The organism is Saccharothrix sp. ALI-22-I, from assembly GCF_001984175.1.
Lineage (GTDB): Bacteria > Actinomycetota > Actinomycetes > Mycobacteriales > Pseudonocardiaceae > Actinosynnema.
Map to the genome: position 1 here is coordinate 89,791 of NZ_MTQP01000059.1, position 25,664 is coordinate 115,454.

The 25,664-nt window shown below is 71.1% G+C and carries 29 protein-coding genes; 19 read left to right on the plus strand and 10 right to left on the minus strand.

The features are described 5' to 3' along the window. Positions 1-144: 144 nt before the first annotated feature. Together ALI22I_RS49340 and ALI22I_RS18755 are read right to left on the minus strand one after the other, a co-directional pair. Positions 145-642, minus strand: a complete 498-nt coding sequence (locus ALI22I_RS49340) for a hypothetical protein (protein ID WP_077006809.1) — start codon at positions 640-642, stop codon at positions 145-147. 66 nt (positions 643-708) lie between these two features. Then, positions 709-1,659, minus strand: coding sequence for a helix-turn-helix domain-containing protein (locus ALI22I_RS18755; protein ID WP_077006810.1), 951 nt, complete (start codon positions 1,657-1,659; stop codon positions 709-711). A gap of 86 nt (positions 1,660-1,745) precedes the next feature. Here ALI22I_RS18755 and ALI22I_RS18760 point away from each other — a divergent pair, with 86 nt between their 5' ends. After that, positions 1,746-1,976, plus strand: a complete 231-nt coding sequence (locus tag ALI22I_RS18760; RefSeq protein WP_077006811.1) for a hypothetical protein — start codon at positions 1,746-1,748, stop codon at positions 1,974-1,976. 17 nt (positions 1,977-1,993) lie between these two features. Here ALI22I_RS18760 and yaaA read toward each other — a convergent pair whose 3' ends face one another. Both yaaA and ALI22I_RS18770 read right to left on the minus strand, forming a co-directional pair. After that, entirely contained in the window at positions 1,994-2,734 is a 741-nt protein-coding gene (gene yaaA / locus ALI22I_RS18765; RefSeq protein ID WP_077006812.1) for a peroxide stress protein YaaA, read from the minus strand. Between the two features lie 249 nt (positions 2,735-2,983). Next, positions 2,984-3,337, minus strand: coding sequence for a VOC family protein (locus ALI22I_RS18770; RefSeq protein WP_077006813.1), 354 nt, complete (start codon positions 3,335-3,337; stop codon positions 2,984-2,986). A gap of 184 nt (positions 3,338-3,521) precedes the next feature. Between ALI22I_RS18770 and ALI22I_RS18775 the strand changes: the two genes are divergently transcribed. Next, complete coding sequence (locus ALI22I_RS18775; RefSeq protein ID WP_077006814.1) at positions 3,522-5,267, plus strand: proline--tRNA ligase; 1,746 nt, start codon at positions 3,522-3,524, stop codon at positions 5,265-5,267. 4 nt (positions 5,268-5,271) lie between these two features. Here ALI22I_RS18775 and ALI22I_RS18780 read toward each other — a convergent pair whose 3' ends face one another. Genes ALI22I_RS18780 through ALI22I_RS18790 form a run of 3 tightly spaced genes read right to left on the minus strand, consistent with a single transcriptional unit; the run spans position 5,272 to position 7,584 of the window. Beyond that, positions 5,272-5,958 carry an HAD family hydrolase gene (locus tag ALI22I_RS18780; RefSeq protein WP_077006815.1) on the minus strand — a complete coding sequence of 229 codons (687 nt, stop codon included), beginning with the start codon at positions 5,956-5,958 and terminating at the stop codon, positions 5,272-5,274. Further along, positions 5,955-6,656, minus strand: a complete 702-nt coding sequence (locus ALI22I_RS18785) for a hypothetical protein (RefSeq protein WP_077006816.1) — start codon at positions 6,654-6,656, stop codon at positions 5,955-5,957. The genes ALI22I_RS18780 and ALI22I_RS18785 overlap by 4 nt, the downstream gene beginning before the upstream one ends. 4 nt (positions 6,657-6,660) lie before the next feature. Further along, positions 6,661-7,584, minus strand: a complete 924-nt coding sequence (locus tag ALI22I_RS18790; protein WP_077006817.1) for a hypothetical protein — start codon at positions 7,582-7,584, stop codon at positions 6,661-6,663. Positions 7,585-7,712: 128 nt separating this feature from the next. On the opposite strand from ALI22I_RS18790, the gene ALI22I_RS18795 reads away from it, so the two are divergent. Further along, positions 7,713-8,759, plus strand: coding sequence for an ABC transporter permease (locus ALI22I_RS18795; protein WP_077006818.1), 1,047 nt, complete (start codon positions 7,713-7,715; stop codon positions 8,757-8,759). Here ALI22I_RS18795 and ALI22I_RS18800 read toward each other — a convergent pair. Next, positions 8,655-9,062, minus strand: a complete 408-nt coding sequence (locus ALI22I_RS18800; protein ID WP_077006819.1) for a YjbQ family protein — start codon at positions 9,060-9,062, stop codon at positions 8,655-8,657. The genes ALI22I_RS18795 and ALI22I_RS18800 overlap by 105 nt on opposite strands. An 85-nt stretch (positions 9,063-9,147) precedes the next feature. Here ALI22I_RS18800 and ALI22I_RS18805 point away from each other — a divergent pair, with 85 nt between their 5' ends. From ALI22I_RS18805 to ALI22I_RS18820, 4 genes are read left to right on the plus strand one after another with little or no spacing between them, the layout of a single operon-like run. Continuing rightward, on the plus strand, positions 9,148-9,921 hold the full coding sequence (locus ALI22I_RS18805) for an SDR family NAD(P)-dependent oxidoreductase (RefSeq protein ID WP_238598455.1): 774 nt from the start codon (positions 9,148-9,150) through the stop codon (positions 9,919-9,921). A gap of 26 nt (positions 9,922-9,947) precedes the next feature. Further along, positions 9,948-10,427 (plus strand): DUF4442 domain-containing protein, encoded by a 480-nt coding sequence (locus tag ALI22I_RS18810; protein ID WP_077006821.1) that lies wholly within the window; start codon positions 9,948-9,950, stop codon positions 10,425-10,427. A gap of 7 nt (positions 10,428-10,434) precedes the next feature. Next, positions 10,435-11,442 (plus strand): aminotransferase class V-fold PLP-dependent enzyme, encoded by a 1,008-nt coding sequence (locus ALI22I_RS18815; RefSeq protein WP_077006822.1) that lies wholly within the window; start codon positions 10,435-10,437, stop codon positions 11,440-11,442. 25 nt (positions 11,443-11,467) lie between these two features. Continuing rightward, entirely contained in the window at positions 11,468-12,208 is a 741-nt protein-coding gene (locus tag ALI22I_RS18820; RefSeq protein ID WP_143532286.1) for a hypothetical protein, read from the plus strand. Positions 12,209-12,334: 126 nt separating this feature from the next. Here ALI22I_RS18820 and ALI22I_RS49345 read toward each other — a convergent pair whose 3' ends face one another. Together ALI22I_RS49345 and ALI22I_RS49350 are read right to left on the minus strand one after the other, a co-directional pair. Beyond that, the gene (locus ALI22I_RS49345; RefSeq protein WP_238598442.1) at positions 12,335-12,769 is read right to left on the minus strand and encodes a ferritin-like domain-containing protein; all 435 of its coding nucleotides are present in this window, start codon (positions 12,767-12,769) and stop codon (positions 12,335-12,337) included. Then, positions 12,766-13,209: a hypothetical protein gene (locus tag ALI22I_RS49350; protein ID WP_238598443.1), complete on the minus strand. Its 444-nt coding sequence runs from the start codon at positions 13,207-13,209 to the stop codon at positions 12,766-12,768. The genes ALI22I_RS49345 and ALI22I_RS49350 overlap by 4 nt, the downstream gene beginning before the upstream one ends. Positions 13,210-13,358: 149 nt before the next feature. Between ALI22I_RS49350 and rimP the strand changes: the two genes are divergently transcribed. The 12 genes from rimP (at position 13,359) to ALI22I_RS18885 (ending at position 25,629) form a co-directional block, all read left to right on the plus strand. Beyond that, complete coding sequence (gene rimP, locus ALI22I_RS18830) at positions 13,359-13,883, plus strand: ribosome maturation factor RimP (protein WP_077006824.1); 525 nt, start codon at positions 13,359-13,361, stop codon at positions 13,881-13,883. Then, positions 13,880-14,902, plus strand: coding sequence for a transcription termination factor NusA (nusA, locus tag ALI22I_RS18835; protein ID WP_077006825.1), 1,023 nt, complete (start codon positions 13,880-13,882; stop codon positions 14,900-14,902). The genes rimP and nusA overlap by 4 nt, the downstream gene beginning before the upstream one ends. Positions 14,903-14,924: 22 nt before the next feature. Next, on the plus strand, positions 14,925-15,269 hold the full coding sequence (locus ALI22I_RS18840; protein ID WP_083751830.1) for a YlxR family protein: 345 nt from the start codon (positions 14,925-14,927) through the stop codon (positions 15,267-15,269). 87 nt (positions 15,270-15,356) lie between these two features. Further along, positions 15,357-18,467 carry a translation initiation factor IF-2 gene (gene infB, locus ALI22I_RS18845; RefSeq protein ID WP_077006827.1) on the plus strand — a complete coding sequence of 1,037 codons (3,111 nt, stop codon included), beginning with the start codon at positions 15,357-15,359 and terminating at the stop codon, positions 18,465-18,467. Positions 18,468-18,536: 69 nt separating this feature from the next. Further along, complete coding sequence (locus ALI22I_RS18850; protein ID WP_077006828.1) at positions 18,537-18,833, plus strand: DUF503 domain-containing protein; 297 nt, start codon at positions 18,537-18,539, stop codon at positions 18,831-18,833. A 49-nt stretch (positions 18,834-18,882) separates the two neighbouring features. Then, a complete protein-coding gene (rbfA, locus tag ALI22I_RS18855) occupies positions 18,883-19,332 on the plus strand; it encodes a 30S ribosome-binding factor RbfA (RefSeq protein ID WP_077006829.1) in 450 nt (149 codons plus the stop codon). A 40-nt stretch (positions 19,333-19,372) separates the two neighbouring features. Continuing rightward, entirely contained in the window at positions 19,373-20,347 is a 975-nt protein-coding gene (locus ALI22I_RS18860) for a DHH family phosphoesterase (protein WP_077006974.1), read from the plus strand. A 237-nt stretch (positions 20,348-20,584) separates the two neighbouring features. Continuing rightward, positions 20,585-21,886: an MATE family efflux transporter gene (locus ALI22I_RS18865; RefSeq protein WP_077006830.1), complete on the plus strand. Its 1,302-nt coding sequence runs from the start codon at positions 20,585-20,587 to the stop codon at positions 21,884-21,886. 102 nt (positions 21,887-21,988) lie between these two features. Next, positions 21,989-23,311 (plus strand): MFS transporter, encoded by a 1,323-nt coding sequence (locus tag ALI22I_RS18870; protein ID WP_077006831.1) that lies wholly within the window; start codon positions 21,989-21,991, stop codon positions 23,309-23,311. A gap of 11 nt (positions 23,312-23,322) precedes the next feature. Next, positions 23,323-24,237, plus strand: coding sequence for a tRNA pseudouridine(55) synthase TruB (gene truB, locus ALI22I_RS18875; RefSeq protein ID WP_077006832.1), 915 nt, complete (start codon positions 23,323-23,325; stop codon positions 24,235-24,237). A gap of 17 nt (positions 24,238-24,254) precedes the next feature. After that, positions 24,255-24,677, plus strand: coding sequence for a hypothetical protein (locus ALI22I_RS18880; RefSeq protein ID WP_077006833.1), 423 nt, complete (start codon positions 24,255-24,257; stop codon positions 24,675-24,677). 10 nt (positions 24,678-24,687) lie between these two features. Beyond that, complete coding sequence (locus ALI22I_RS18885) at positions 24,688-25,629, plus strand: bifunctional riboflavin kinase/FAD synthetase (protein ID WP_077006834.1); 942 nt, start codon at positions 24,688-24,690, stop codon at positions 25,627-25,629. Positions 25,630-25,664 lie beyond the last annotated feature (35 nt).

Below are 25,664 nucleotides of genomic sequence, written 5' to 3' on the forward strand. Positions count from 1 at the left end.
CGGGTCGGTGCCACGTCCCGGACAGCTGTTGCCATCTGGCACCTCCTCGACTCCGCGGTGGTCTGCCACCACCGGCGCTCTGCGCGTTCGGGCACAGGTTGCCCGGCCCCGCGGCACGGGCGCAACCGATTTACCGCCGAGCCGCTACCGGTCCAGCCGGTAGCTGCCGCGTTGCCCCAACCAGGCCGCGGCCAGTTGGCCGATCACCAGCGAGTCGTGCCGCAGCACGCGCTCGTCGTGCCACTGCGCGGCCTGCGGCGCGACGGCCAGCATCCGGCGGCGCGCCGTGGCGCTGAACTCCACCAACGCCGCCACCGCGTCCTCGACCTCGTGCTCCGCCAACGGTTCGGGCGTCGTTTCGCCGGGCAGGGCGAGCACCGTGTCGGCGAACGTCGCCGTGGTGCCGAGATCACGGGTGAGCTGGTGTTCCACCGACTCGGCGTTCACCTGCCGCTGCCGCCACTTCCGGTCCACCAACGCCAGGCGCAGACCGAGCAGCCGGGCCAGGCACAGCCCGGACCACACGCGCTTCAACGCCTCCGGCGCGTCGAGCGCGTCGGTCCGGAGGTCTTCGGTGACTCCGCGCAGCAACGCGGGAGTGACCGGTTCGACGGGTGTGTCGCCAGGTGTGTCGAGGCTCACCCGGACATTCTGGCACTACCGTCACGAGAGGTGATAAGTCGCTGCGCTGGGTCACGGATTTGGCGGCTAGCGGTGCGAAAATGACCGTCGGTAATCCTTGGGCGGCACGCCCACTACCGACGTGAAGTGGTGGCGCAGCAAGGCGGCCGTGCCGAAACCGGACCGGTGGGCCACGTCCTCCACCGTGAGCTGCGTTTCCTCCAGCAGCCGGCGGGCGTGCAGGACCCGTTGGGTGGTGAGCCAGCGGTGCGGGGTCGTGCCGGTCTCGGCGGCGAAGCGGCGGGCGAACGTCCGCTCCGACATGTTCGCCTGCTCGGCCAGGCTGGCGATGGTGTGCTCCTGGTCGAGTCGGTCCTGCAGCCAGGCGAGCAGCGGCTGGAGGCTGTCGCCCCGGTGCGGCGGGGTCGGCAGCTCGACGAACTGGCGCTGGCCGCCGTCGCGTTGCGGCGCGACGACCATGCGGCGCGCGATCGTCGCCGTGACGACCGCGCCGAGTTCACGGCGGACCACGTGCAGGCACGCGTCGATCCCGGCGGCCGTGCCCGCGCTGGTGACGATGTCGCCCTCGTCCACGAACAGGACGTCCGGGTCGATCTTGGCGTTGGGGAAGCGCTCGGTGAACTCGGCGGCGTGGCGCCAGTGGGTGGTGCAGCGGCGGTCGTCCAGCAGGCCGGCGGCGCCGAGGACGAACGCGCCGCTGCACACGGACAGCAGCGTGCTGCCGCGTTCGTGGGCGGCGCGGAGGGCTTCGATGACCAGCGGTGGGTACTCGTCGCGGATCTTCGCGGCCGGGACGGCGACCAGGTCGGCCTGTTCGAGCGCGTCGAGGCCGTGGTCGGGGGTGAGTGAGGCGCCGACGCCGGTCCGGATCGGTTCGCCGGGCCGCTCGCCGCAGACCCGGAAGTCGAACGGAGGCACCCCCTCCTCGGTCCGGTCGATACCGAAGACCTCGCAGATCACGCCGAACTCGAACGGCGCGAGACCGTCGATGACGACGGCGGCAACGGTGCGGAGCATGGAGCTACCGTACTTGGCAGGATTTTGATGCACAACGGCAAGACTGCCAATTGTGGCGGTTTCTTGTGTACCGCACAGTTAGTGCCATGACCGCAATCCTCTTCGCCCTGACCGTCGTCGCCCTCGTCGTCTACGGCCTGGAGCGCAACCACCACCGCCAGATCCGTCTCGGCTCCCCCCTGGCCGGCAGCACCAACATCGACGACCGAGACCTCCCCCGCGTCCAGCGCGAACTACACGCCACCGCCACCCACACCACCACCACCAAGCCCCGCGCCACCCACCACTTCTCGATCAGCACAGCCCGATCCGCCTGACCGATCCGCCTGACCGATCAGTCAACGACCAGATCGGCAGCCCCGGGCCCCGTCAGCTCGATCCGCAGCCCGGCCTTGCCCGCAACCCGAATCAACCCCTTGAGATCACCGGGCTCGGACCGCGACTTGACGATCGCCTGGGCCAGCCGGCCCTTGTGCGCCTTGTTGAAGTGGCTGACCGCATTGCGCCGCCCCTTCGCGTCCTCGGTGACAACCCGAACCACCGCGGCGTCGGGGATGCGCGCCAACGAGTTGTACGGACTGGACCGCAAGTCGACGACGAACTCGTCCGCCGCCGCCAACACCGGCTCCAACACCGGCCGCCACAACCCGCCGAGCGGCCCGACGGACGGCAACACGCTGCCCCCGGACAGCCGGTAAGCCGGAATCGGATCACCGCCACCGACGATCCCGAACAGCGCCGACGCCACCGAGAGCCGGGCAAAGGCACGGCCCTTCTCGACCTTGGTCAACGAACCGAGGCCGAGTGCGTCGTAGAGCACCCCCGTGTACCGCGCGAGGGCGGGCAACGTGGGGGAGCGGCGGAGTTCGGCGTTGCGCTCCACCTCGCCGGCTTGGCGCTCGGACAGCCCGAGCGCGGCCAGGCTCGCGGGAACGTCGGCGGCAAGGTCGACCAAGGCGTCGACCAGCTTCCCCCGCACCGGGGTGAGTTCCGGGTGGGAGAGCTGGTCGAGATCGAGCGGCGTGCCGGAGCCGCCGAGGGCCTTGGTCTCCGACGGAGGGAGCAGTACCAACACGACGGGGACCCTATGCGCTCCCGCGCCCCGGCTCCGCCACCCGCGCCCTTGTCGCTCGTCCGCTCGTCCGCTCGTCGCTGCGTCTGTCCTTGGTCGCGGCGCTTGTCGTGGGCGCTCTCGCCTCTTGCCACGGTGCCCTGCCGTGCCGCCGCCTCCTTCCCTACCGGCAACGTCAATGGTGTGCTGGAAGTTTCCGGATGACGGCCGATTCGCACGTTAGGGTGATCTTGGGATCGTGTTCATCGCTGGTCAGCCGAGTTGGGCGATGCAGAACTGGTTGCCGTCGGGGTCCGCTAGCACGGTCCAGGTCAGGCCCGGCATGGTGTGTTCGGCTACCTCTGTCGCGCCCAGTGCGACCAGGCGTGCCACCTCGGCGGCGCGGTCCTCGACGTGTGAGTCGAAGTGCATGCGGTTCTTTCCCGGGGTCGGGTCGTCTACCCGCTGTAGACCCAGTTGCAGCCCGCCGTCACCGCCGATCGGGCCGAGGACCAGGAAGTCGCCCCAGTCGTGCTGGATCGACGTGTCCAGGGCCTTGGTCCAGAAGTCCGCCAGGCGCCGCGGGTCCGCGGTGTCGATGGTGATCATGGCGATGTCGATGGTCATGCCGGGCAAGCTAGACCAGACCACCGACAATTCCGGCGCCTGAGGCGATCACCTGGGCTGCAACTCCGTCCTCCGCGCGAATGCCCGCTGCACGGCAGAGCTGGCCAGGCGGAACCCGTTGGAACTGATCAGACCCGGTTCACTACCCTTTCTCGGACAACCCGCGCCACGAGGAGCACCCACCGTGATCACGAGGATGTCGTCGCTGTTCCTGCGCACCCTGCGCGAGGACCCGGCCGACGCCGAAGTACCCAGCCACAAGCTGCTGGTCCGCGCCGGCTACGTGCGCCGCGTCGCGCCGGGCGGTTACTCGTGGCTGCCGTTGGGTCTGCGGGTGCTGCGCAACATCGAGCAGGTCGTGCGCGAGGAGATGGACGCCTTCGGCGCGCAGGAGATCCAGTTCCCCGCGCTGCTGCCGAAGGAGCCCTACGAGGCGACGAACCGGTGGACCGAGTACGGCCCCAACATCTTCCGCCTCAAGGACCGCAAGGGCGCCGACTACCTGCTCGGCCCCACCCACGAGGAGCTGTTCGCGCTCACCGTGAAGGGCGAGTACTCCTCGTACAAGGACTACCCGGTCACGCTCTACCAGATCCAGACGAAGTACCGGGACGAGGCGCGCCCCCGCGCGGGCATCCTGCGCGGCCGCGAGTTCGTCATGAAGGACTCCTACTCCTTCGACCTCACCGACGACGGCCTCGCCCACTCCTACCAGCAGCACCGCGACGCCTACATCCGCATCTTCGACCGGCTGGGCATGGACTACGTGATCGTGTCCGCCACGTCGGGCGCGATGGGCGGCTCGGCGTCGGAGGAGTTCCTGGCGGTCGCGCCGAACGGTGAGGACACGTTCGTCCGCAGCACGGAGTCCGGTTACGCGGCGAACGTGGAGGCGGTCACCACGCCCGCGCCCGCCGAGCAGGACCCGGCGACGAAGCCCGAGGCGCAGGTCCACCACACGCCGAACACGCCGACCATCACGTCCTTGGTGGACTTCCTCAACGCCAACACCGACCGCACCTTCACCGCCGCGGACACCCTCAAGAACGTCCTGGTGAAGACGAAGACCCCCGGAGACAAGGACTGGGCGCTGCTCGCGATCGGCCTGCCCGGTGACCGCGAGGTCGACCTGAAGCGGCTGGAGGCGGCGCTGGAGCCGGCCGAGGTGGCGATGCTGGAGGAGGCGGACTTCGCCCGCAACTCCTTCCTGGTCAAGGGCTACATCGGCCCGGCGGCGCTGCAGGCCAACGGGGTCAGGTACCTGGTCGACCCGCGCGTGGTGCGCGGCACGGCGTGGGTGACCGGCGCGGACAAGGCCGACCACCACGTGGTGGACCTGGTCGTCGGCCGCGACTTCACCCCGGACGGCACGATCGACGTGGCCGAGGTCCGCGAGGGCGACCCGTCGCCGGACGGACAGGGTGTGCTGGTGGCCGCGCGCGGCATCGAGATCGGGCACATCTTCCAGTTGGGCCGCAAGTACGCGGACGCGTTCTCGCTGGACGCGCTGGGCCCGGACAGCAAGCCCATCCGGATCACCATGGGCTCGTACGGCATCGGCGTGTCCCGGCTGGTGGCCGCGATCGCCGAGCAGAGCCACGACGAGCGCGGCCTGATCTGGCCCCGCAACGTGGCGCCGGCCGACGTGCACGTGGTCGTCGCGGGCAAGGACGAGACGCTGCTCGCGGGCGGGGCGAAGCTGGCCGGCGAGCTGTCCGCGGCGGGCCTGAAGGTGCTGCTGGACGACCGCAAGGCGAGCCCCGGCGTGAAGTTCGCCGACGCCGAGCTGATCGGCGTGCCGACGATCCTGGTGGTGGGCCGCGGCCTGGTGAACGGCCTGGTCGAGGTCAAGGACCGCCGCACCGGCGAGCGTGAAGAGGTGCCGGTCGACAACGCCGTCCAGCACCTGCTCGACATCGTCCGGGGCTGAGCCGCTAGGCCTGGTCCAGCACGGCGGCCAGTACGGCCGCCGTGTCGGACAGGTCGGTCAGCACGATGTGCGCGCCCGCCTCCCGCAGTTCGTCCGAGCTGCTGCGGCCCGTCGCCACGCCGATCGCGACGGCGCCGTGGTGCAGTGCGGCGTCCACGTCGTGCGGTGTGTCGCCGATGACGACGGACCGGAAGTCGCGGGTGTGCTTGGCCGATGCCAGCCGCACGGCTTCGAGCACCAGTTCCGGCCGGTGCTCGGAGACCGAGCCGTAGCCGCCGATCTCGAAGTCCACGTGCTCGTCCAGGCCGAACGCGGCCAGCTTGAACCGGGCGATCTCCACCAGGTTCCCGGTCACCAGCGACTGCACGACGTTCTCCCGAGCGGCCAACGCCGCCAGTGCCGCCGACGCGCCGGGCAGTGCGTGGCCCCGTGACGGCAGCAGTTCGCGTTCCCGCGTGGCCACGTCGATCAACTCGGCGTGCAGTCGCGTGACCAGCTCCTCGGTGGGCTCCAGGTCGTGCGCGGCCAACAGTTCCAGCGTGATGGCGCGCTCGGTGCGGCCCGGGAAGCTGGGCGTGTGCACGAGGTCCAGGCCCGCCGCCGCGCGCAACGCGGTGCGGTACCACTCGTGCCCCAGACCCCGCGCGTCGATCAACGTGAGGTCGATGTCCCACAGCACCAACGTGTTCACGACAGCCGCACGCTTTCCAGGATGCGCTGCACTTGATCCTCCGACGGCCCTTCGGCCACGTGCGGTCCGCCCTCGGCGACGTTGAGCACGAACACCGACACCTTCGACCCGTTCCGCAGCGCCACCGCGGTGACGGTGGCCTTGGGCGCGTAGCAGGCGCTGGCGGACTTCGGCGTCACCTCGACGCTGACCCGGACCGCGTCGCCGTCCACGGGCTGGACGCGCGGCTCGGCGATCTCGGGCGGCGAGCCGTTGACGGTGTACCCGCCGGCGGCGATCCGGTTCACCAGCTCGGTGCCGACCTTCTCCGGGTCGTTGTCGATGATCGACCCGGACATCGCCTGCGCCTGGATCATGCTGCGCCCCTGGCACTGGAACGGCCGGGACACGTACGACGTGGACAGCCTGATCCGGCCGGACGCGCTGCCGCCGGTGGACTCCCACGACGGCGGCACCTCGTAGACCAGTCCGGCCTGCGAGTCGTCCACCGGCTGCCACTCCTCCTCGGGCGCGGCCGACGTGGTCGACGACGGCCCGGGCGCCGTGGTCGTGGTCTGGCCGGAGTTCAGGAGCACGAAGGCGGTCACGCCGCCGCCGATGACGAGCACGGCCACCACGGCGAGCGCGATCCACAACGGCGCGCGGCTCGGTCGTTTCGGTGGTTGCTGCTGGTAGACACCCAGGCCCGTGTAGCTCACCGGTTCAGCCCCGGCTCAGCGGCTTGACGGAGTCGACCATGCCCTGCAGGTCGGCCTCGGTCAGCGGTTTGGGGTCGGCCGGACCGCCTTCGGTGTCGCCGTTGGCCATGAACACGTGGAACCCCTTGTCGCCCTTCAGGACCAGGACCTTCACCATGCCCTTGGTGGCCAGGCACTGGTCGCCCGAGGTGGTGACGGTGGCGTCCACCTGCACGCCTTGGATGTTGCTCGCCCCGTTGGGGATCGTCACCGGCTTGGGCTCACTGAGCTTGACCTCGAACTTCGGCGCGGAGTTGTAGTACTGGGTGGCGAGCTTGTCGGCGAAGTCCTTGGCCACCGCGGTCAGGTCGGTCTGCGGGACCACGACACCGCCCGCGCCGCCGCGGGTGAACCCGTTGCCGCCGCAGTCGTAGGTGCCGGTGAGGCTGACGCCGATCAGCTTCACGTCCAGCGCGTCGACCGACGCGCTGGACGGCGAGGGTGACCAGCCCTTGGGCACGTCGTAGCTGTACGACAGGGCCGGGACGGCCAGGCAGTTCCAGCCCGGCTTCACCGGCTCGCAGGTGCTGTTCGGCTCGCTCGGGGTGGTCGACTTCGTGGTGCTGGGAGCCGTCGTCGTCGTGGGCGTGCTGCTGCCGGTGCTCTGGGCGACCGGGGTCGAGCTGTCCGGTCGGGTCAGCACGAACGCGGTCACGCCGCCGCCGATGAGCACCACCAGGACGGCGCCGATCACCAGCCACAACTTGGTCTTGTCCTTCTTGGGCGGGGGTTCGTCACCGCCGGAGAACACGCCGAGGCCGCCGTACGAGCCGCCGTAGCCCTGCTGCTGATAGCCCTGCTGCCGGCCGTAGCCGGGATCTTGCGGGCCCCAGTTGCCCTGGCCGGGCTGGGCGCCCCAGCCGGACTGCCCGTCACCTGGGTGAGTCACGGGCCAAACCATAACGCGTCGGATTGCGCCGCCTCCGCGCTCTGAACAATTCACCACCCGTTGACTTCACCGGTCGAGGAGTCGTAGCCTCAAATTCAACAGGTGATGAACTACGGAGGAGGACGACCATGGCCGCACTGCACGACCGGCCGCCGGCGGTCATCGCGGTGGCCGCCGCCGTCGTGGGCGCGTTGATCGCGCTCGTGTTGGGTCTGCTGACGTTCGGCGTCCAGGCGACGGTGCACCCGGACGCGGTGCCGCTCGCGGTCGCCGTCGGACCCAACGCCCCGCCACCACTGCGCGGGGTCGCCGACAAGCTCGCCGGCAGCGCCACGCCGGAGGTCGCGTGGCGCGTGATCACACCGGGAGAAGCACCGGACCTGCTGTCCCGCCAAGAGGTCTACGGCGTGCTCGAACTCGCGCCTGAAGGCGCGACCGTGCTGCTGTCCGGCGCGGTGAACCCGGCCGGCACGCAGGTCGCCCAGCAGGTGCTCGGCGGCGTCGCGCAAGGCGCCGGGATGCAGGCGAAGGTCGTCACGCTCGACCCGGCCTCGGCCGCCGGCCGGACCGCGCCGCTGGCCGCGAGTGCGTTGCTGTGGATCGCGGGCCTGGTCGCCGGGGCGGCGTTCACGGTGTTGGCGCGCAAACCGACCATGGCCGCCAGGCTGGTGGGCACCGTCACCACGACCGTGCTCGGTGTCGCGGTCGTGGCGGGCTTCTTCGCGCTGTGGGACTCGGCCCTGCCGCTCGGCTGGGTCGTGCTGGGCTACCTCGCCCTGGTCGGGCTGGCGTTCGCGCTGGTCCAGGGCGCGCTGTTGAGGCTGCTCGGCATCCGCGCGATGGCCGTGCTCGGGCCGCTGTACCTGATCGCGCCCGCGGTCGCGGGCCAGGTGCCGGAGCTGCTCGACCCCGCCTACCGGGCGCTGCTGTGGTCGTGGACGCCGTTCCGGTTCTCCGCCGAGGGTCTGCGCGCGCTGTTGCAGGGCGGGTCGACGGCGTCCGCCCAGATCTGGGTGTTCGTGGCGCTCGCCGCCGTCGGGCTGGCGGTGCTGCTGCTACCCGGAAGGGCTCTACCCGGCAAGAAAGGTCAGCCGGACCTTGCGGACGGGGTTGTCGACGTTGGTGTCCACCAGGCAGACCGACTGCCAGGTGCCCAGCGCCAGCACACCGCCTAGCACCGGGATCGTCGCGTAGGGCGGCACCAGCGCGGGGAGCACGTGGTCACGGCCGTGACCGGGCGTCCCGTGCTCGTGCCGCCACCGCTTGTCGGCGGGCAGCAGCTCGCGCAACGCGGCCAGCAGGTCGTCGTCGCTGCCCGCGCCGGTCTCCAGCACCGCCAGCCCCGCGGTGGCGTGCGGCACCCAGACGTTCAGCAGTCCGTCGCCGTCCACGCCGGCCAGGAAGTCCTCGCAGGCACGCGTGATGTCGTGGACGACCTCGGTCGAGCCGGTGCGGATCTCGATCTCTTCGCTGCGCATGACCCCAGAGCTTACGAACGGTGAGCTCCGGCCACCGGAAACGCGGTGCGGCGCCGTCCCTTGATCAGGCAGGATGCCGTTCGTGATGCACACCGCGATCGTCACCGGCGCCAACCAGGGCATCGGTGCCGCGACCGCCAAGGCCCTCGCCGCCCAGGGCGTCAACGTCCTCATCACCTACCTGCGCTTCGCGCCCGCGCCGGACCCGAGCCTGCCGAGGGAGTACTTCACCGCCCGCGAGTCGTCCGCGGACGACGTGGTCGCCGCCATCACCGAGGCGGGCGGCAAGGCGCACGCCATCGAGATCGACCTCACCGACCCGGTGGCGCCCACCGTGCTGTTCGACACCGCCGAACGGGTCTTCGGGCCGGTGGACATCCTGGTCAACAACGCCTCCAGCTGGGTCCAGGACACGTTCCTGGCCACCGACACCGACCAGTTCGGCCGGGTGCTGCTGGCCGTCACGCCGCAGACGTTCGACGCGCAGTTCGCGGTGGACGCGCGGGCGGGCGCGCTGCTGATCGCCGAGTTCGCCCGACGGCACATCGCGCGCGGCGGCAACTGGGGCCGCATCGTCGGCCTCACGTCGGGCGGCCCGCTCGGGTTCCCCAGCGAGGTGTCCTACGGCGCGGCGAAGGCGGCGCTGGACAACTACGCCATGTCCGCGGCGGCCGAGCTGTGGCCGCACGGCATCACGTCGAACGTGGTCAAGCCGGGCGTCACCGACACCGGTTGGGTCAACGACGCGGTGCGCGCGCAGCACGACGTGTCGCAGCCCGAGGACGTGGCCGGTGTGGTGGCGTTCCTGTGCTCGGACGCGGCGGGCAAGATCACCAAGAACGTGATCAGCCTGCACTGACATTACCCGCTGGTAACATAGCTGTCGTGAAGGCTTCCCGTCTGCGCCGCGGCATGAACCTGTGGCCCCCGTTCCTGTTCGCGGGCATCCGCGTGGTCGAACTGTCCGACGACTACCGCCACGTCAGGGTCCGGCTGCGGCTGCGCTGGTGGAACCGCAACTACGTGGGCACCCACTTCGGCGGCTCGCTGTTCGCGATGACCGACCCGTTCTGGATGCTGCTCGTGCTGCACCACCTCGGCCGCGATCACATGGTGTGGGACCGGGTGGGCGAGATCGAGTTCGTCAAACCCGGACGCGGCACCGTCTACGCGGACTTCCGGCTGACCGACGAGCAGCTGGACGAGGTCCGCTCGCTGGCCGCGGACGGCGGGAAGGCGCTGGTGTGGTTCTCCACCGACGTGGTGGACGAGAGCGGCGAGATCGTCGCGCGCACCCGCAAGCAGGTCTACGCCCGGCGCAAGAACCGCAATCCGGTGGACGGCGGGGTCGCCGAACCCGTGTGATGATCCCATGCGCTCAGCCTTCGGCACGACCTTCGACGTCCCCCTCGGCTACCTGAACACCGCCAGCATCGGCGTCCCGCCCACACCCGTCGCCTCCGTCGTCGCGGACGCCGTGCGGCGGTGGTCGGTGGGCGGGGACAGCCCCGACGCGGTCGACGCGCAGGTCAGCACGGCGCGCAACGCGTTCGGGCGGCTGGTGGGCGTGCCGGGGGAGCGGGTGGCGATGGGCGCGTCGGTGTCCCAGCTCGTGGCCCTGGTGGCGGCCGGACTGCCCGCCGACGCGTCGGTGCTGGTGGCGCGCGGCGACTTCACCAGCCTGACGTTCCCGTTCGCGGCGCGCGGCTTGCGGGTCACCGAAGTGGAGCTGGACGAGATCGCGTCCGCCGCCGGTGCGCACGACCTCGTCGCGGTGAGCGTCGTGCAGTCCGCGAACGGGCGGATCGTGGACCTGGAGGGGCTGCGGGCGGCCGGCGTGCCGGTGCTGCTGGACGCCTCCCAGGCGGTCGGCTGGCTGCCGTTGGAGCTGGAGTGGGCGGACTGGGTGGTGGCCGCCGGGTACAAGTTCCTGATGGCGCCGCGCGGGTGCGCGTGGTTGGCGTGCTCGCCGTCGGCACTGGAGCGCACGGTGCCCGTGGCGGCGAACTGGTTCGGCAACGAAGACCCCTGGTCCGCGGTGTACGGGCTGCCGCTGCGGCTCGCGTCGGACGCCCGCCGGCTCGACCTGTCACCGGTGTGGCTGTCCCAGTTCGGCGCGGCGGCGTCACTGCCCTACCTGGCCTCGCTCGACATGACGGCCGTCCGCGACCACGGCGTGGCGCTCGCCGACGCCGTGCTGACCGGCCTCGGGCTGCCCGCACGCGGATCGGCGATCGTGTCGCTCGACCTGCCGTCGGCGGGGGAACGGCTGGCGGCCGCAGGAGTGCGGTCCAGCGTGCGGGCCGGACGGGTGCGGCTCGCGTTTCACCTGTACAACACGGTGGAGGATGTCGATCTAGTGCTCAAAGCGCTCGACTGACCTGCTTCCGTTACCGTGGGTCTTTGTGTCGGTTCCTCCCGAATCACCTGAAGAGGTGACGCAGCGGATACCTCCCATCCAGCCGTCGGACACCGCGCCGCTGTGGCGGTCGGAGATCGGCCGGCTGGACTCGCTGCTCAGCTCACCGCCGCCCCCGCGACCCGCGATGCCGCAGGCGCGTCGCGGGATGCTGCTCAAGGGGCTGGGCCTGCTCGGCGTGGCCGTGGTGTCCGGACTGGTGTGGCTGGTCGTGATGCCGAAGAGCGAACCTTCCGGCACACCCGCTACTACGTCCGCGCCGCCCGGTGAGTTCACCTTCGCCAAATCGCCGGACGTCCCGGAGCCGCTGAAGGACAGCAACTGCGCGCCGCACGCGTACGGGCAGACCAAGACGTTCCTGACCAGCACGCCCTGCCAGCAGCTCACCCGCGGCCTGTACACGACCACCACCCCGGACGGGGTGACGGTCTACACCTCGGTGTCGGTGGTGCGGATGAAGACCCTCGCGGACGCCACCAAGCTCAAGGACCTGACCAGCCGCGACGGCACCGGCAACGTCAACGACCTGGTCAAGGACGGTGCCGTGCGGGTGCCCAACATGACCACCCTCGCCAACGGCGGCTTCGCCGCGCAGCAGCAGGAACTCGACGTGATCATCATCGAGTCCGACTCGGCCAAGCACGGCCCTGACGAGACCGCGCACATCACCCTGATGAAGCGGATCAGCAACGACGCCTTCCGACTCGCCGCCGACCTGACCTCCTGACCAGCACCGACCCGAGTTATCCACAGCCCGGCCCGCCGCGACCCGGAATCGTCGGTCCCCGCCGGCAGGATAAAGACAGGGGTCCCCTGGCGGGGACCCCTGCGAAGCGTCGGCCGAACGCCGGCGTCAGCCGACGTCGCCGCCCGGGAACGTGATCGACGCCGGGGTCAGCCCGGCCACCTTGCGCCACCGCGTCGCACGCACCGCCGACACGGTCAACGCGTCCAGCGCCGACTGCCGCAACGCCCCGTCCTCGGTCCGCTCCAACACCCCGCGCCACGCCACGCACGCATCCGTCTCCGCCGTGATCAACGCCGCGATGGCCGAAGTCGCGCTGTCCACCGGCTGCGGTGGCAGGTAGGCGGCCGCGGGCGGGCGGGGAGTGGCCCCCGCGTCGCGCAACCACCGCTCCGTCACGTCCCGCCGAGCCCGGTGCGCGTTCGCGCCGTCCGCCACCGCCACCGCCTGCTGCGGGACCGTGATGAACGCGCTGACCAGCCCGTACGTCCACACCGCCGCGTGCTCGGCACTCAACGCGTCCTGCACCGCACCCACGTTCACGACAACGCCTCCACCAGGCTCGCGCACCCGGCCGCCACCGAGGCGACCAGCCCCACCCGGTACGTCGGCGCCGCCGCCACCAGGTCACCCGCCTGCTTCTGCGCCGCCTGCAACGCCGGTACCAGCGCCTCCCGCGTCGCACCGGCCGGCGGCGCCACCGAAGCCGACGGCGACGGCGGAACCGACGACCCCGGCACCCGGGGCGTGGCCCGGTCCACCTCGGCCCGCAACAGCTTGGCGTGCTCGGCGCGCGCGGCGGCCGTCTCCGGCGCGCCCACCGCCGTGGCCAGCGCGGCGTCCGACAAGGCCGCGTCCACCAACGCGGTCAGCGGATCCGGGGGTGGCGGCGGGGGTGGTGGTGTGGTGCACGCGACTGCCAACGGTGCCGTGGCCGCCGCCAGCAGCACTCCGCGCCTGCTGAGCGCCGTTCTACCGATCACGTGTACCGATCCTGCCAGAGCCGGCCCGTTCGCCCGTGGCACGTGGGAGGTCGCCGAACGAGATAGTCTGAACGACCACGGCCGGCGAAGTGCAGCGTCGGCCGGGGTTGCCGTGCCCTCTGCACTCGAAGAGAACTTGGAGTCACCACGTGTCCAGCCCGCCGCGCGGAGAACTCGCCGCGCAGCTAGCACCCGTCGTGCGGGAGGCGGTCGAGGCCATCGGCTTCGACCTCGAGACGCTCGACGTGAACCAGGCTGGGCGTCGCAGGCTGGTCAAGGTGGTCGTGGACGGCGACGAGGGGATCGGACTGGACGAGGTGGCGCAGGCCAGCCGCGCCGTGTCCGCCGCCCTCGACGCCCACGAGCACCTGATCGCGGGGCCGTACACGCTCGAGGTCACCTCGCCCGGCGCGGACCGCCCGCTCACCAGGCCGCGCCACTGGAAGCGCAGCCGGCTGCGCCTGGTCAAGGTCAAGCAACCGGACCAGGTCGAGTGGTTCGGCCGGGTCGGCGAGGCCGACGACACCGGCGTCGTGCTGCTGGTCAAGGGCGAGCTGCGCCGCGTCGAGTACGAGACGATCGAGCGCGCCGTCGTCGAAGTCGAGTTCAAGCAGCCGCCGGTCGAAGAGCTCGCGCTCCTCGAAGGCAAGCACCTGAAGGAGGAGTCGGAGTGAACGTCGACATCGCCGCTCTCAGGGCGATCGAACGGGACAAAGACATCCCCTTCGACACGGTTCTCGAAGCCATCGAGACCGCCCTGCTGACCGCTTACAAGCACACCGAGGGCCACCACTCGCACTCACGGGTGGAGATCGACCGCAAGACCGGTCTGGTGCGCGTGCTCGCGCAGGAGCTCAACCCCGACGGCACGGTGCTGGAGGAGTGGGACGACACCCCCGAGGGGTTCGGCCGTATCGCCGCCACCACCGCCCGGCAGGTCATCCTGCAACGCCTGCGCGACGCCGAGCACGAGCGCACGTTCGGCGAGTTCTCCGCCAAGGAGGGCGAGATCATCGGCGGTGTCGTGCAGCGCGACGCCCGCGCCAACGCCCGCGGCATGGTCGTCGTGCAGATAGGGGACACCGAGGGCGTGCTGCCGCCCGCCGAGCAGGTGCCCGGCGAGTCCTACGAGCACGGTTCGCGGCTCAAGTGCTACGTCGTGGGCGTGTCCCGCGGCACCCGCGGCCCGCAGATCACGTTGTCGCGCACGCACCCGAACCTGGTGCGCCGGCTGTTCGCGCTGGAGGTGCCCGAGATCGCCGACGGCACCGTGGAGATCCCCGCGGTGGCACGTGAGGCAGGTCACCGTTCGAAGATCGCGGTCCGCACCACGGTGCCCGGCGTCAACGCCAAGGGCGCGTGCATCGGGCCGATGGGCGCCCGTGTGCGCAACGTCATGAGCGAGTTGGCCGGCGAGAAGATCGACATCATCGACCACTCGGACGACCCGGCCACGTTCGTCGGGAATGCCTTGTCACCGGCGAAGGTTGTATCGGTGCGGGTGCTCGACGAGCGCGCCAAGACCGCGCGTGTCGTGGTGCCGGACTTCCAGCTCTCCCTCGCCATCGGCAAGGAGGGCCAGAACGCCCGGTTGGCCGCGCGGCTGACCGGCTGGCGCATCGACATCCGCAGCGATGCCGAAGCCGGCGGGGCCGCTCCGGCGGGCGCATCGGCATCCGGTTCGGCTGAATAGGCAATAGGGGATAGACTTCGCAGTGGTTCAACGTCGGGGATCGGTTCTCACGCACATCGGCCCGGTTCGTACGTGCATAGGATGCCGCGCTCGGACGTTGCCCTCCGAGCTGCTGCGCGTGGTGGTCGTGGACGGGACCGTGGTCCCGGACACACGTCGACGGTTGCCCGGTAGGGGAGCATGGCTGCACCCCGATCCGGACTGCCTCCGCAACGCCGAGAAGCGACGGGCGTTCCCCAGGGCCTTCAGGGTCCAGGGACCGCTCGACGTGGAACGCGTGCGCGGTCATCTCGAGCAGTGTGGGCAGGAGGTCGCGGGATCGCCCCGTGACCAGCAGGAAGCAAGGAAGCAGGTCGACCCGTCATGAGTCAGCCGTGAAGCTGAAGACATGAACGCGCGACGTTAAGACGAGGTCGACGGGACTGCCGTTGACCTCCTTCGCCAGAGGAGTGCAGTGGCAGGTAAGGCCCGCGTGCACGAGCTCGCCAAAGAGCTCGGTGTCACGAGTAAAGAACTACTGACCAAGCTCGCCGATCAGGGCGAATACGTGAAGTCCGCGTCCAGCACCGTCGAGGCCCCCGTGGCCCGGCGGCTCCGTGACGCCTACGCCAAGAACGACGGCAAGTCCAAGCCGGCCGGCGCCCGTCCGGCGCCGCCGAAGCCCGCGCCGTCGTCGGGCGAGACCAGGACCGAGACCACCCCGCGCCCGCCGGCTCCGGCCGGCAAGCCGGGTCCGCGTCCCGTGCCCGGCCCCAAGCCGATGGCTCCGAAGCCCGTCGCTCCGGCGCCCGCGGCTCCGGCCCCGGTCGCGCCCGCCGCGCAGCCCCAGGCACCTGCACCGGCTCCGGCCGCCGCGGCCGCCCAGGCACCGGCACCGGCACCGGCTCCCGCGCAGACCCCCGCTCCGGCCGCAGCCCCCCGGCAGCAGCCCCAGCAGGCGCCTCAGCAGGCGCCGCGGACCAGTGGCCCCGGCCCGCGTCCCGGCCCCCGCGCACCGCAGCAGCAGCCCGCGGCCGCGCAGAACAACCCCCCGTCCGTGGTTCCGCCGCGCCCGCAGTCTCCCAAGCCTGCCGGTCCGCGGCCCCCGCGTCCGGGCAACAACCCCTTCGGTGTCGGCGGTGGCGCTCCCGCGCCGCGTCCGCAGGCGCCGCGTCCGGCCCAGCCCGGTGGCGGCGAGCGGCCGTCCGGCCCCAAGCCCGGTGACTCGCGTCCGGCCGGCCCCCGTCCGGGTGGCTCCGGTGGCGGTCCCGGCGGTCCCCGTCCCAACCCCGGCAACATGCCGCCGCGGCCGAACCCGGGCATGATGCCCGGTCGTCCGGCGCCCCGTCCTGGTGGCGGTGGTGGCGGCGGCGGTCGTGGCCCCGGCGGTCCCGGTGGTGGCGGCGGTGGCCGTGGCCCTGGTGGCGGCGGTGGCGGTGGCGGTCGTCCCGGTGGCGGCGGTGGCGGTGGCGGTGGCTTCCGTCCCGGTGGTGGCGGTGGCGGCGGCGCCGGTGGCGGCTTCCGCCCCGGTGGCGGCGGTGGCGGTGGCGGTGGCTTCCGTCCCGGTGGCGGCGCAGGCGGCGGTGGCGGTGGCGCACCGGCCGGTGGTGGCGGCGGTTTCCGCGGTCGTCCCGGTGGTGGCGGTCCCGGTGGACGCGGCGGTGCCGCGGGCGCCTTCGGCCGTCCCGGTGGTCCGGCGCGTCGTGGCCGCAAGTCGAAGCGGCAGAAGCGCCAGGAATACATGGACAACATGCAGGCGCCTTCGGTCGGCGGCGTCCGTCTGCCCAAGGGCAACGGCGAGTCGATCCGCCTGCCGCGCGGCGCTTCGCTGACCGACTTCGCCGACAAGATCAACGCCAACCCGGCTTCGCTGGTGCAGGTGCTGTTCCACCTCGGCGAGATGGTCACCGCGACGCAGTCGGTGTCCGACGAGATCCTGGAGCTCCTGGGCTCCGAGATGAACTACAACGTGCAGGTCGTGTCCCCCGAGGAGGAGGACCGCGAGCTGCTCGGGACGTTCGACATCACCTACGGCGACGACGCCGGTGGCGAGGACGACCTGCAGATCCGTCCGCCGGTCGTGACCGTCATGGGTCACGTCGACCACGGTAAGACGCGCCTGTTGGACACCATCCGCACGGCGAAGGTGGCCGAGGGCGAGGCGGGTGGCATCACCCAGCACATCGGCGCCTACCAGGTGAACACGGAGCTCGAAGGCAACGAGCGCCTGATCACCTTCATCGACACCCCGGGTCACGAGGCGTTCACCGCCATGCGTGCTCGTGGTGCGAACTCGACCGACATCGCGGTCATCGTGGTGGCGGCCGACGACGGCGTGATGCCGCAGACGGTGGAAGCGATCAACCACGCCCAGGCGGCCAACGCGCCGATCGTGGTCGCGGTCAACAAGATCGACAAGGAGGGGGCCAACCCCGCCAAGATCCGCCAGCAGCTCACCGAGTACGGGCTGGTCGCCGAGGAGTATGGCGGCGACACCATGTTCGTCGACATCTCGGCGAAGCAGGGCATCAACATCGACGGCCTGCTGGAAGCGATCCTGCTGACCGCCGACGCGTCGCTCGACCTGCGGGCCAACCCGGAGATGGAGGCGCAGGGCGTCGCCATCGAGGCTCACCTGGACCGCGGTCGCGGCCCGGTGGCCACGGTGCTGGTGCAGCGCGGTTCGCTCCGCGTGGGTGACTCGATCGTGGCGGGTGCCGCCTACGGTCGCGTGCGCCGCATGGTCGACGAGCACGGCGTGGACGTCACGGTGGCGACGCCGTCGCGTCCGGTGCAGGTCATCGGCCTCACCTCGGTGCCCGGCGCGGGCGACACGTTCCTCGTGGTCGAGGAGGACCGGGTGGCCCGGCAGATCGCCGAGCGCCGCCAGGCCCGCAACCGCAACGCGATGAACGCCGCGAAGCGCAAGCGCGTCAGCCTGGAAGACCTGGACGCCGCGTTGAAGGAGACGAGCGCCCTCACCTTGATCATCAAGGGCGACAACTCCGGTACCGTCGAGGCACTGGAAGACGCGCTGATGAAGATCGAGGTCGGCGACGACGTCGAGCTGCGGGTCATCCACCGGGGCGTCGGTGGCATCACCGAAGGCGACATCAACCTCGCCGTCGCGGGTAGCGCCATCGTCCTGGGCTTCAACGTCCGGGCCGAGGGCAAGGCCACCGAACTCGCCAACCGCGAGGGCGTGGACGTCCGCTACTACACGGTGATCTACCAGGCGATCGACGAGATCGAGCAGGCCCTCAAGGGCATGCTCAAGCCGGAGTACGAAGAGGTCCAGCTGGGCCGCGCGGAGGTCCGCGAGGTCTTCAAGTCCTCCAAGGTCGGCACGATCGCCGGTTGCCTCGTGATGTCGGGCGAGATCCGCCGCAACGCGCGGGCACGTCTGCTGCGTGACAACAACGTCATCCAGGAGAACCTGCCCATCAGCTCGCTGCGCCGGTTCAAGGAGGACGCCACCGAGGTCCGCGAGGGCTTCGAGTGCGGTCTGACGCTCGGCAACTACAGCGACCTGAAGGTCGGCGACATGATCGAGACGTTCGAGATGCGCGAGAAGCCGCGCGCCTGATCGTCTTCAGCGAGGTGCGGGGCCGTCGAAGCCGGCGGCCCCGCACCCTTGAACACCTGGTGATCATCTGTGTTCGTGGGTGCCCTTGAGCTGGACGTGTTGCTCGGTGACGTCCACTCGTTGAAGCAGAAGCGGTCCGTGGTCAAGCCCATCGTGGCCGAGCTGCGCCGCAGGTTCGAGGTGTCCGTCGCCGAGGCGGGTCACCTGGACCTGCACCGCCGCGCGCTCATCGGAGTGGCGGCCGTCGCCGCCGACGCCGAGCATGTCAGGGACGTCATGGCCGCCTGCGAGCGGCTGGTGGCCGGACGGCCCGAACTGGAACTTCTCTCCGCCCGCCACAGGCTGGTCGGGCCGGAGGACGACTAGCAACCGTTGCCGCGAGGCGACGGATTCGGACGAGTAGGAGGGGAGCGCCGTGGCCGACCAGGCACGGGCTCGCAAGCTGGCCAAGCGGATCTCGCAGATCGTGGCTTCCGCGTTGGAGCACGAGGTGAAGGACCCGCGGCTGGCCCGCGTCACCATCACCGACACGAGGGTGACCGGCGACCTGCACGACGCGACGGTCTACTACACCGTGCTCGGCGAGAAGCTGGACTCCGAACCGGACCTCGCGGGTGCCGCGGCGGCGCTGGAGAGCGCCAAGGGCGTGCTGCGCACGATGGTCGGCCAGCAGACCGGTGTCCGGTTCACGCCGACCCTGGCGTTCGTCACCGACAACGTGCCCGAAGAGGCGCGTCGGATGGACGAGCTGCTGGCCAAGGCGCGTGAGTTGGACGCCGAGGTGGCGCGCATCGCGCACGGTGCCGAACCCGCGGGCGAGCCGGACCCGTACAAGCCTCCGCGCGAAGCCGAGGACGCCGACTAGCGTTCCGGTTGTGCACAACGACCCGAGCTTGTCCGACGACATGAGCGCCGACCTCGCCGAGGCGGCCCGCGTCCTGTCCACTGCCACCGACGTCACGCTGCTGGCCCACGTGAACCCCGACGCGGACGCGTTGGGCAGCGCGTTGGCGCTGGGGTTGGCCCTGCACCGCCGAGGGGTGGCGGTCCGGGTGTCGTTCGGCGCGCCGGACGACGTGCCGGAGACGTTGCGGAACCTGGACGTGGCGGGGCTGCTCGTGCCCGCCGCCGAAGTGCCCGCCGCGCCGCCCGTGCTGGTGGCGTTGGACACCGGCAGTGTCGGGCGGCTCGGGCCGTTGGCCGATCGGGTGTCCACCGCCGGTGTGGTGGTGGTGTTGGACCACCACGTGTCGAACCCGCGGTTCGGGCACGTGAACGTGGTGGACGACCGGGCCGAGGCGACCGCGATCGTGGTGCTGCGGCTGCTGGACTCGCTCGGTGTCGAACTGGACGAGCCGGTGGCCCGGTGTATTTATGCCGGTCTGGTGACGGACACCCGGTCGTTCCGGCACGCGTCGGCGTCGACGCACGAGGTGGCCGCCCGGCTGATCGCGGCCGGGGTGGACGCCGAGGCGGTGGCCCGGCCACTGATGGACTCTCACCCGTTCGGGTACCTCGGGATGTTGGCGAAGGTGCTGAGCCGGGCGTGCCTGGATCGTGAGGCCGCGGGCGGGCTGGGGTTCGTGCACGCCGTCGTGACGTTGGAGGACGCCTCCGGGCTGCGGCCCGAGGAGGTGGAGAGCGTGGTCGACCTGGTGCGCACCACGGCTGAGGCCGAGGTGGCGGCGGTGCTCAAGGAACTGCGGCCGTTGACGTGGTCGGTGTCGTTGCGCGCGGTGAGCCGGGTGGACGTGCGCGAGGTGGCGCAACTGCTCGGCGGCGGCGGCCACCGCCTGGCCGCCGGCTTCACCGCCGCCGGACCCGCCGACCAGGTCCTGGCCAAGCTCCACGCCGCCCTCGACACCGTCACCGCATCCTGAACGTAGAACTCAGGGGTCCCGAACGTAGAACTCTCGGGACCTCAGTGTTCGACTCTCGTGACCTGAACGTACGACTCTCGCGTTCTGAGCGTTCAACTCACGCGTTCTGAACGTTGGACACGCGTGTTCTGAACGTTGGACACGCGTGTTCTGAGCGTTGGACACGCGTGTTCTGAGCGTTGGACACGCGTGTTCTGAGTGATGGACACGCGCGTGAGTGTGGATTGAGGGAGTTGGGTGGAGGAGCGGGTGCCGGCGCGGCGGGTGGTGGGGTTGGCGGCGCCGGCGTTGGTGGTGTTGGCGGCGGAGCCGCTGTATGTGCTGGTGGATACGGCGGTGGTGGGGCATCTGGGTGGGCTGCCGTTGGCCGGGTTGGCCTTGGGCGGGGTGCTGTTCACGCAGGTTGCTACGCAGTTGACGTTTCTGTCCTATGGGACGACGGCGCGGACCGCGCGGTTGTTCGGGGCGGGGCGGCGGCGGGAGGCCGTCGAAGAGGGTGTGCAGGCGACTTGGCTGGCGTTGGCGGTCGGTCTGCTGGTGATCGTGTTGGGTCAGTTGCTGGCCGGGCCCGCGGCACGGCTGCTGGGTGGTGAGGGGGCGGTGGCGGACAACGCTGTCGCCTGGTTGCGGATCGCGTTGTTCGGTGCGCCGTTCGTGCTGGTCACGATGGCGGGCAACGGGTGGATGCGCGGTGTGCAGGACACCGGCCGGCCGCTGCGGTACGTGCTGGTGGGCAACGGCATCTCGGCGGTGCTGTGCCCGGTCCTGGTGCACGGCGTGCACTGGGGGCTGGAGGGCTCGGCGATCGCGAACGTGGTCGCGCAGGTGCTGTCGGCCGGGTTGTTCTTCAAGGCGCTGCGCTCCGAGCGGGTGAGCCTGCGGCCGGACCGGCACCGGATGCGGGCGCAGTTGGGCCTCGGGCGTGACCTGGTCCTGCGCAGCCTCGCGTTCCAGGCGTGCTTCCTGTCCGCCGCGTCCGTCGCCGCCCGCACGTCGGTCGGTGCGCTGGGCGCGCACCAAGTGGTGTTGCAGCTGTGGACGTTCCTCGCGCTGGTGCTGGACTCGTTGGCGATCGCGGCGCAGTCGATCGTGGGCGCGGCGCTCGGCGCGGAACGTCGTGAGCAGGCGCGGCGGTTCGCCTGGCAGGTCACCGGGTACGGGCTGTGGTTCGGCGTGCTGCTCGGGGTCGTGTTCGCCGCGCTGTCCGGCCCGCTGCCGCTGGTGTTCACCGACGACCGGGCGGTGCTGGACGAGATCCCGCACGCCTGGTGGTTCTTCGTCGGGTTGCAGCCGGTGGCCGGGGTGGTGTTCGCGCTGGACGGCGTGCTGCTCGGCGCGGGTGACGCGAAGTTCCTGCGCACCGCCACGCTGGCCTCGGCGGCGTTCGGGTTCCTGCCGCTGGTGTGGGCGTCCTACGCGTTCGGCTGGGGGCTGATCGGGATCTGGAGCGGGCTGTCGGCGTTCATGGTGCTGCGGCTGGTCCTGGTGCTCCTGCGGACCCGGTCGGGAGAGTGGGCGCGGGTCGGCGCGGTGTGGTGATGGTGCCTGGTGTGGCGATGAGCACCCTCGGAATCGTTAACAGTAGGCAACTGTTTCTCGATATCGGGAGTGCCGCCGCACGGAAAGCCTAGGAGACCCGCCTTGCCGGTCGATCGTGCCACCAAACAAGCGTGGCTGATCTGGTCAACCGCCGTCGTCGTCTACATCGCAGCTCTCTTCCACCGGACTTCCCTGGGCGTGGCCGGCCTGGAGGCCGGCGACCGCTTCTCCATCGGACCCGCCGCGCTCGGCACGTTCACCGTGCTCCAGATCGGCCTCTACGCGCTGATGCAGATCCCCACCGGCCTGCTGGTGGACCGCTTCGGCCCGCGTCGCGTGCTCACCGCCGCCGCCCTGCTCATGGGCACCGGCCAGGTCCTGTTCGCGATCGCCGACTCCTACCCCCTGGGCCTGGCCGCACGCGCCGTCCTCGGCATCGGTGACGCCATGACGTGGATCAGCGTGCTGCGCCTGGCCGCCGCCCACTTCCCGCCACGCCGGTTCACCGTGGTGATGACGCTGTCCGCCGCACTGGGCGGCGCGGGCAACCTCGTGGCCACGGTGCCGCTGACGCTCCTGCTGGACAACGCGGGCTGGACGGTGACGTTCCTGATCGCGGGCCTGGCGACGGCGCTGTACGCGGGAGTGGTCGTGTGGCGGGTCCGCGAGGTGCCCGCCGGCGTGCCGCAGCCGGTGGTCGAACCCGTGCCGTTTCGCGGCCTGGGCGCCCGGGTGAAGGACGCCTGGTGCGAGCCGAGGACACGGCTCGGGTTCTGGGTGCACTTCACGTCCATGTCCACGCCCGCGCTGCTCGGCCTGCTGTGGGGCTTCCCGTACCTGGTCGAGGCACAGGGCCTGTCCCGTCCGTCGGCGTCGGCGGTGCTGAGCACGTTGGTGCTGGTGGCGATCGTGGCCGGGCCGCTGATGGGCACGGTGATCGCGAGCCGGCCGGAGTGGCGGATGCCGATCGTCGGCTGGTACCTCGCCGCGGCCGTGCTGTGCTGGGCGGTGCTGCTCGGCTGGCCGGGCGGCGTGCTGCCGACTCCGGTGCTGTACCTGCTGTTCGCGGTGCTGGCGGTGGGCAACCCGGTGTCCGGCGTGGCGTTCGCGCTGGTGCGCGACTACAACCCGATGCACCGGGTGAGCACGGCGACCGGTGTGGCGAACGTCGGCGGGTTCGGCGCGGTCACGTTCACCGCGCTGGTCGTGGGCGTGCTGCTGGACGTGGTCGAGCCCGTGGTCGCGGCGCCGCAGGCGTACCGGATCGCGTTCCTTTCCGTGGTGGCGGTGCTGCTGATCGGCGTGTGGCGCACGGTCGTGTGGTGGCGTCGGGCGCGCACCGCGGTGTTCGCCGCCGAGGACCGGGGCGAGGATGTGCCCGTGCAGTTGCGTCGCCGGCGTTGGGATGTGTTCGCCGAGGCCTAGGATGCTCGGTCGTGTCCGCATCTTCTGGTACCCGCTCGTCCAGGCCCGCTGTCCCGCCCGGTCTCGTCGTGATCGACAAGCCCGACGGCATGACCTCGCACGACGTGGTGGCCAAGGTCCGCCGCATCCTCGGCACCCGCAAGGTCGGGCACGCGGGCACACTCGACCCGATGGCGACCGGCGTGCTCGTGCTCGGCATCGAACGGGCCACGAAGCTGCTCGGGCACCTGGCGCTGGACAGCAAGGCCTACCTGTCGACGATCCGCCTGGGCACGTCCACCACCACCGACGACGCCGAGGGCGAAGTGCTGTCCACGTCCGACGCGTCGGACGTGGACGAGGACGCGATCCGGGCCGGGGTGGCCAAGCTGACCGGCCCGATCGAGCAGGTGCCGAGCGCGGTGAGCGCGGTGAAGATCGACGGCAAGCGCGCGTACGCGCGGGTCCGGGCCGGTGAGGTGGTGGACATCCCGGCGCGCCCGGTCACGGTGCACCGCTTCGACGTGCTGTCGATCCGCCGCGAGGACGACGCCACCGAACTCGACGTGATGGTGGAGTGCTCGTCCGGGACCTACGTGCGGGCGCTGGCCCGCGACCTGGGCGCGGACCTCGGCGTCGGCGGCCACCTGGCGGCCCTGCGCCGCACCCGCGTCGGCCCGTTCGACCTGCGCGTGGCCAAGACCCTGGAGCAGTTGGAGAACGCGCCGGGCCTGTCCCTGGACCTCGACGCCGCCGTGTCCACCGCCTTCCCGCGCCGCGAGATCGCGCCCCGCGAGGCGATCGCCCTGTCGCACGGCCAACGCCTGGCCGCGGGCGGGCTGGACGGCACGTACGGCGTGTTCGGCCCGGACGGCCACGTGGTCGCGCTGGCCAAGGACGAGGGCCCGATCGCCAAACCGTTGGTGGTACTCACCCCCGCCGGGTAGGGCCTACCGTGGACGCCATGGGGAAATGGGTGTGGCCGGCCACGGCCGGTGTGGTGACGTCGGGCACCGGGGTGGCGATCAACCTCGCCACGGACGGCAGCGGGAACCCCTGGGCGTGGGTGGCGGTCGTGCTGCTCACCGCGTTGGGAGTGGTCGTCGCCCTGCGCGTGCAGCCCGTGACACCGGAAACCGCGCCGACCCCCGTCGCACCGGCACCGGCCACGACGACGGCACCTGAAGCCACGCCGGAACCCGCGGCGAAGCCGGAGCGGCCGAGGTACGTGTCCAACAAACACTCCGACGCCACCGTGAACGGCATCCTGATCCAGGCCGGCTACATCGACAAGATCAACTCGCCGACCACGATCAACCAGAACGCCGTCGCCCGTGAGGGCGGCACGATCCACCAGGCCGGACGGGACGTCAACCCCAACCCGTAGGCTTGCCCGCGTGCAACGCTGGCGAGGACTGGACCACCTACCGAGCGGCTGGGGCCGCTGCGTCGTGACCATCGGCGTGTTCGACGGGGTGCACCGCGGGCACCAGGCGCTGATCAACCGGGCGGTCGGGCTGGCCGCGGACAAGGGCGTGCCCAGCGTCCTGATCACCTTCGACCCGCACCCGTCCGAAGTGGTCCGACCGGGCAGCCACCCGGCCCAGCTGACCAGCCTGCGCCGACGTGCCGAACTGGTCGAGGACCTGGGCGTGGACGTGTTCTGCGTGATCCCGTTCACCGCCGAGGTGGCCCGCACGCCCGCCGACGAGTTCGCGCACGAGGTGCTGGTCGACCGGCTGCACGTGGCCGCCGTGGTGGTGGGGGAGAACTTCACCTTCGGCAGCAAGGCCGCCGGCAACGTGGAGCTGCTGCGCGCGCTGGGCAAGCGGTTCGGCTTCGTGACCGAGGGAGCGGATCTGGTGACCGACGACGGGGTGACGTACTCGTCGACCTACATCCGCGCGTGCATCGACGCGGGTGACGTGGCCACCGCCGCCCAGGCGCTCGGCCGGCCGCACCGGCTGGAGGGCATCGTGGTGCGCGGCGACGGCCGCGGCAAGGAACTCGGCTTCCCCACGGCGAACCTCTCCACCGCCCGGTTCGCCGCCGTGCCCGCGGACGGCGTGTACGCGTGCTGGTTCGTGCACGGCTCCGGCCGCCGCCTCAAGGCCGCCGTGAGCGTGGGCACCAACCCGACGTTCTCCGGCCGGGAACGGCGGGTGGAGGCGTTCGTGCTCGACGTGGACGAGGACTTCTACGGCCAGCGGGTGGCCCTGGACTTCGTCGACCGGCTGCGGGACATGGAGAAGTTCGACAGCGTCGAGTCGCTGCTGGAGCAGATGCACCGCGACGTGGCCGTGACCCGTGACCTCCTGGTCGTCGCGGACGACGTCTGAGGCGTTGAACCAGGTGGGTGGAACCGCCCGTGTGA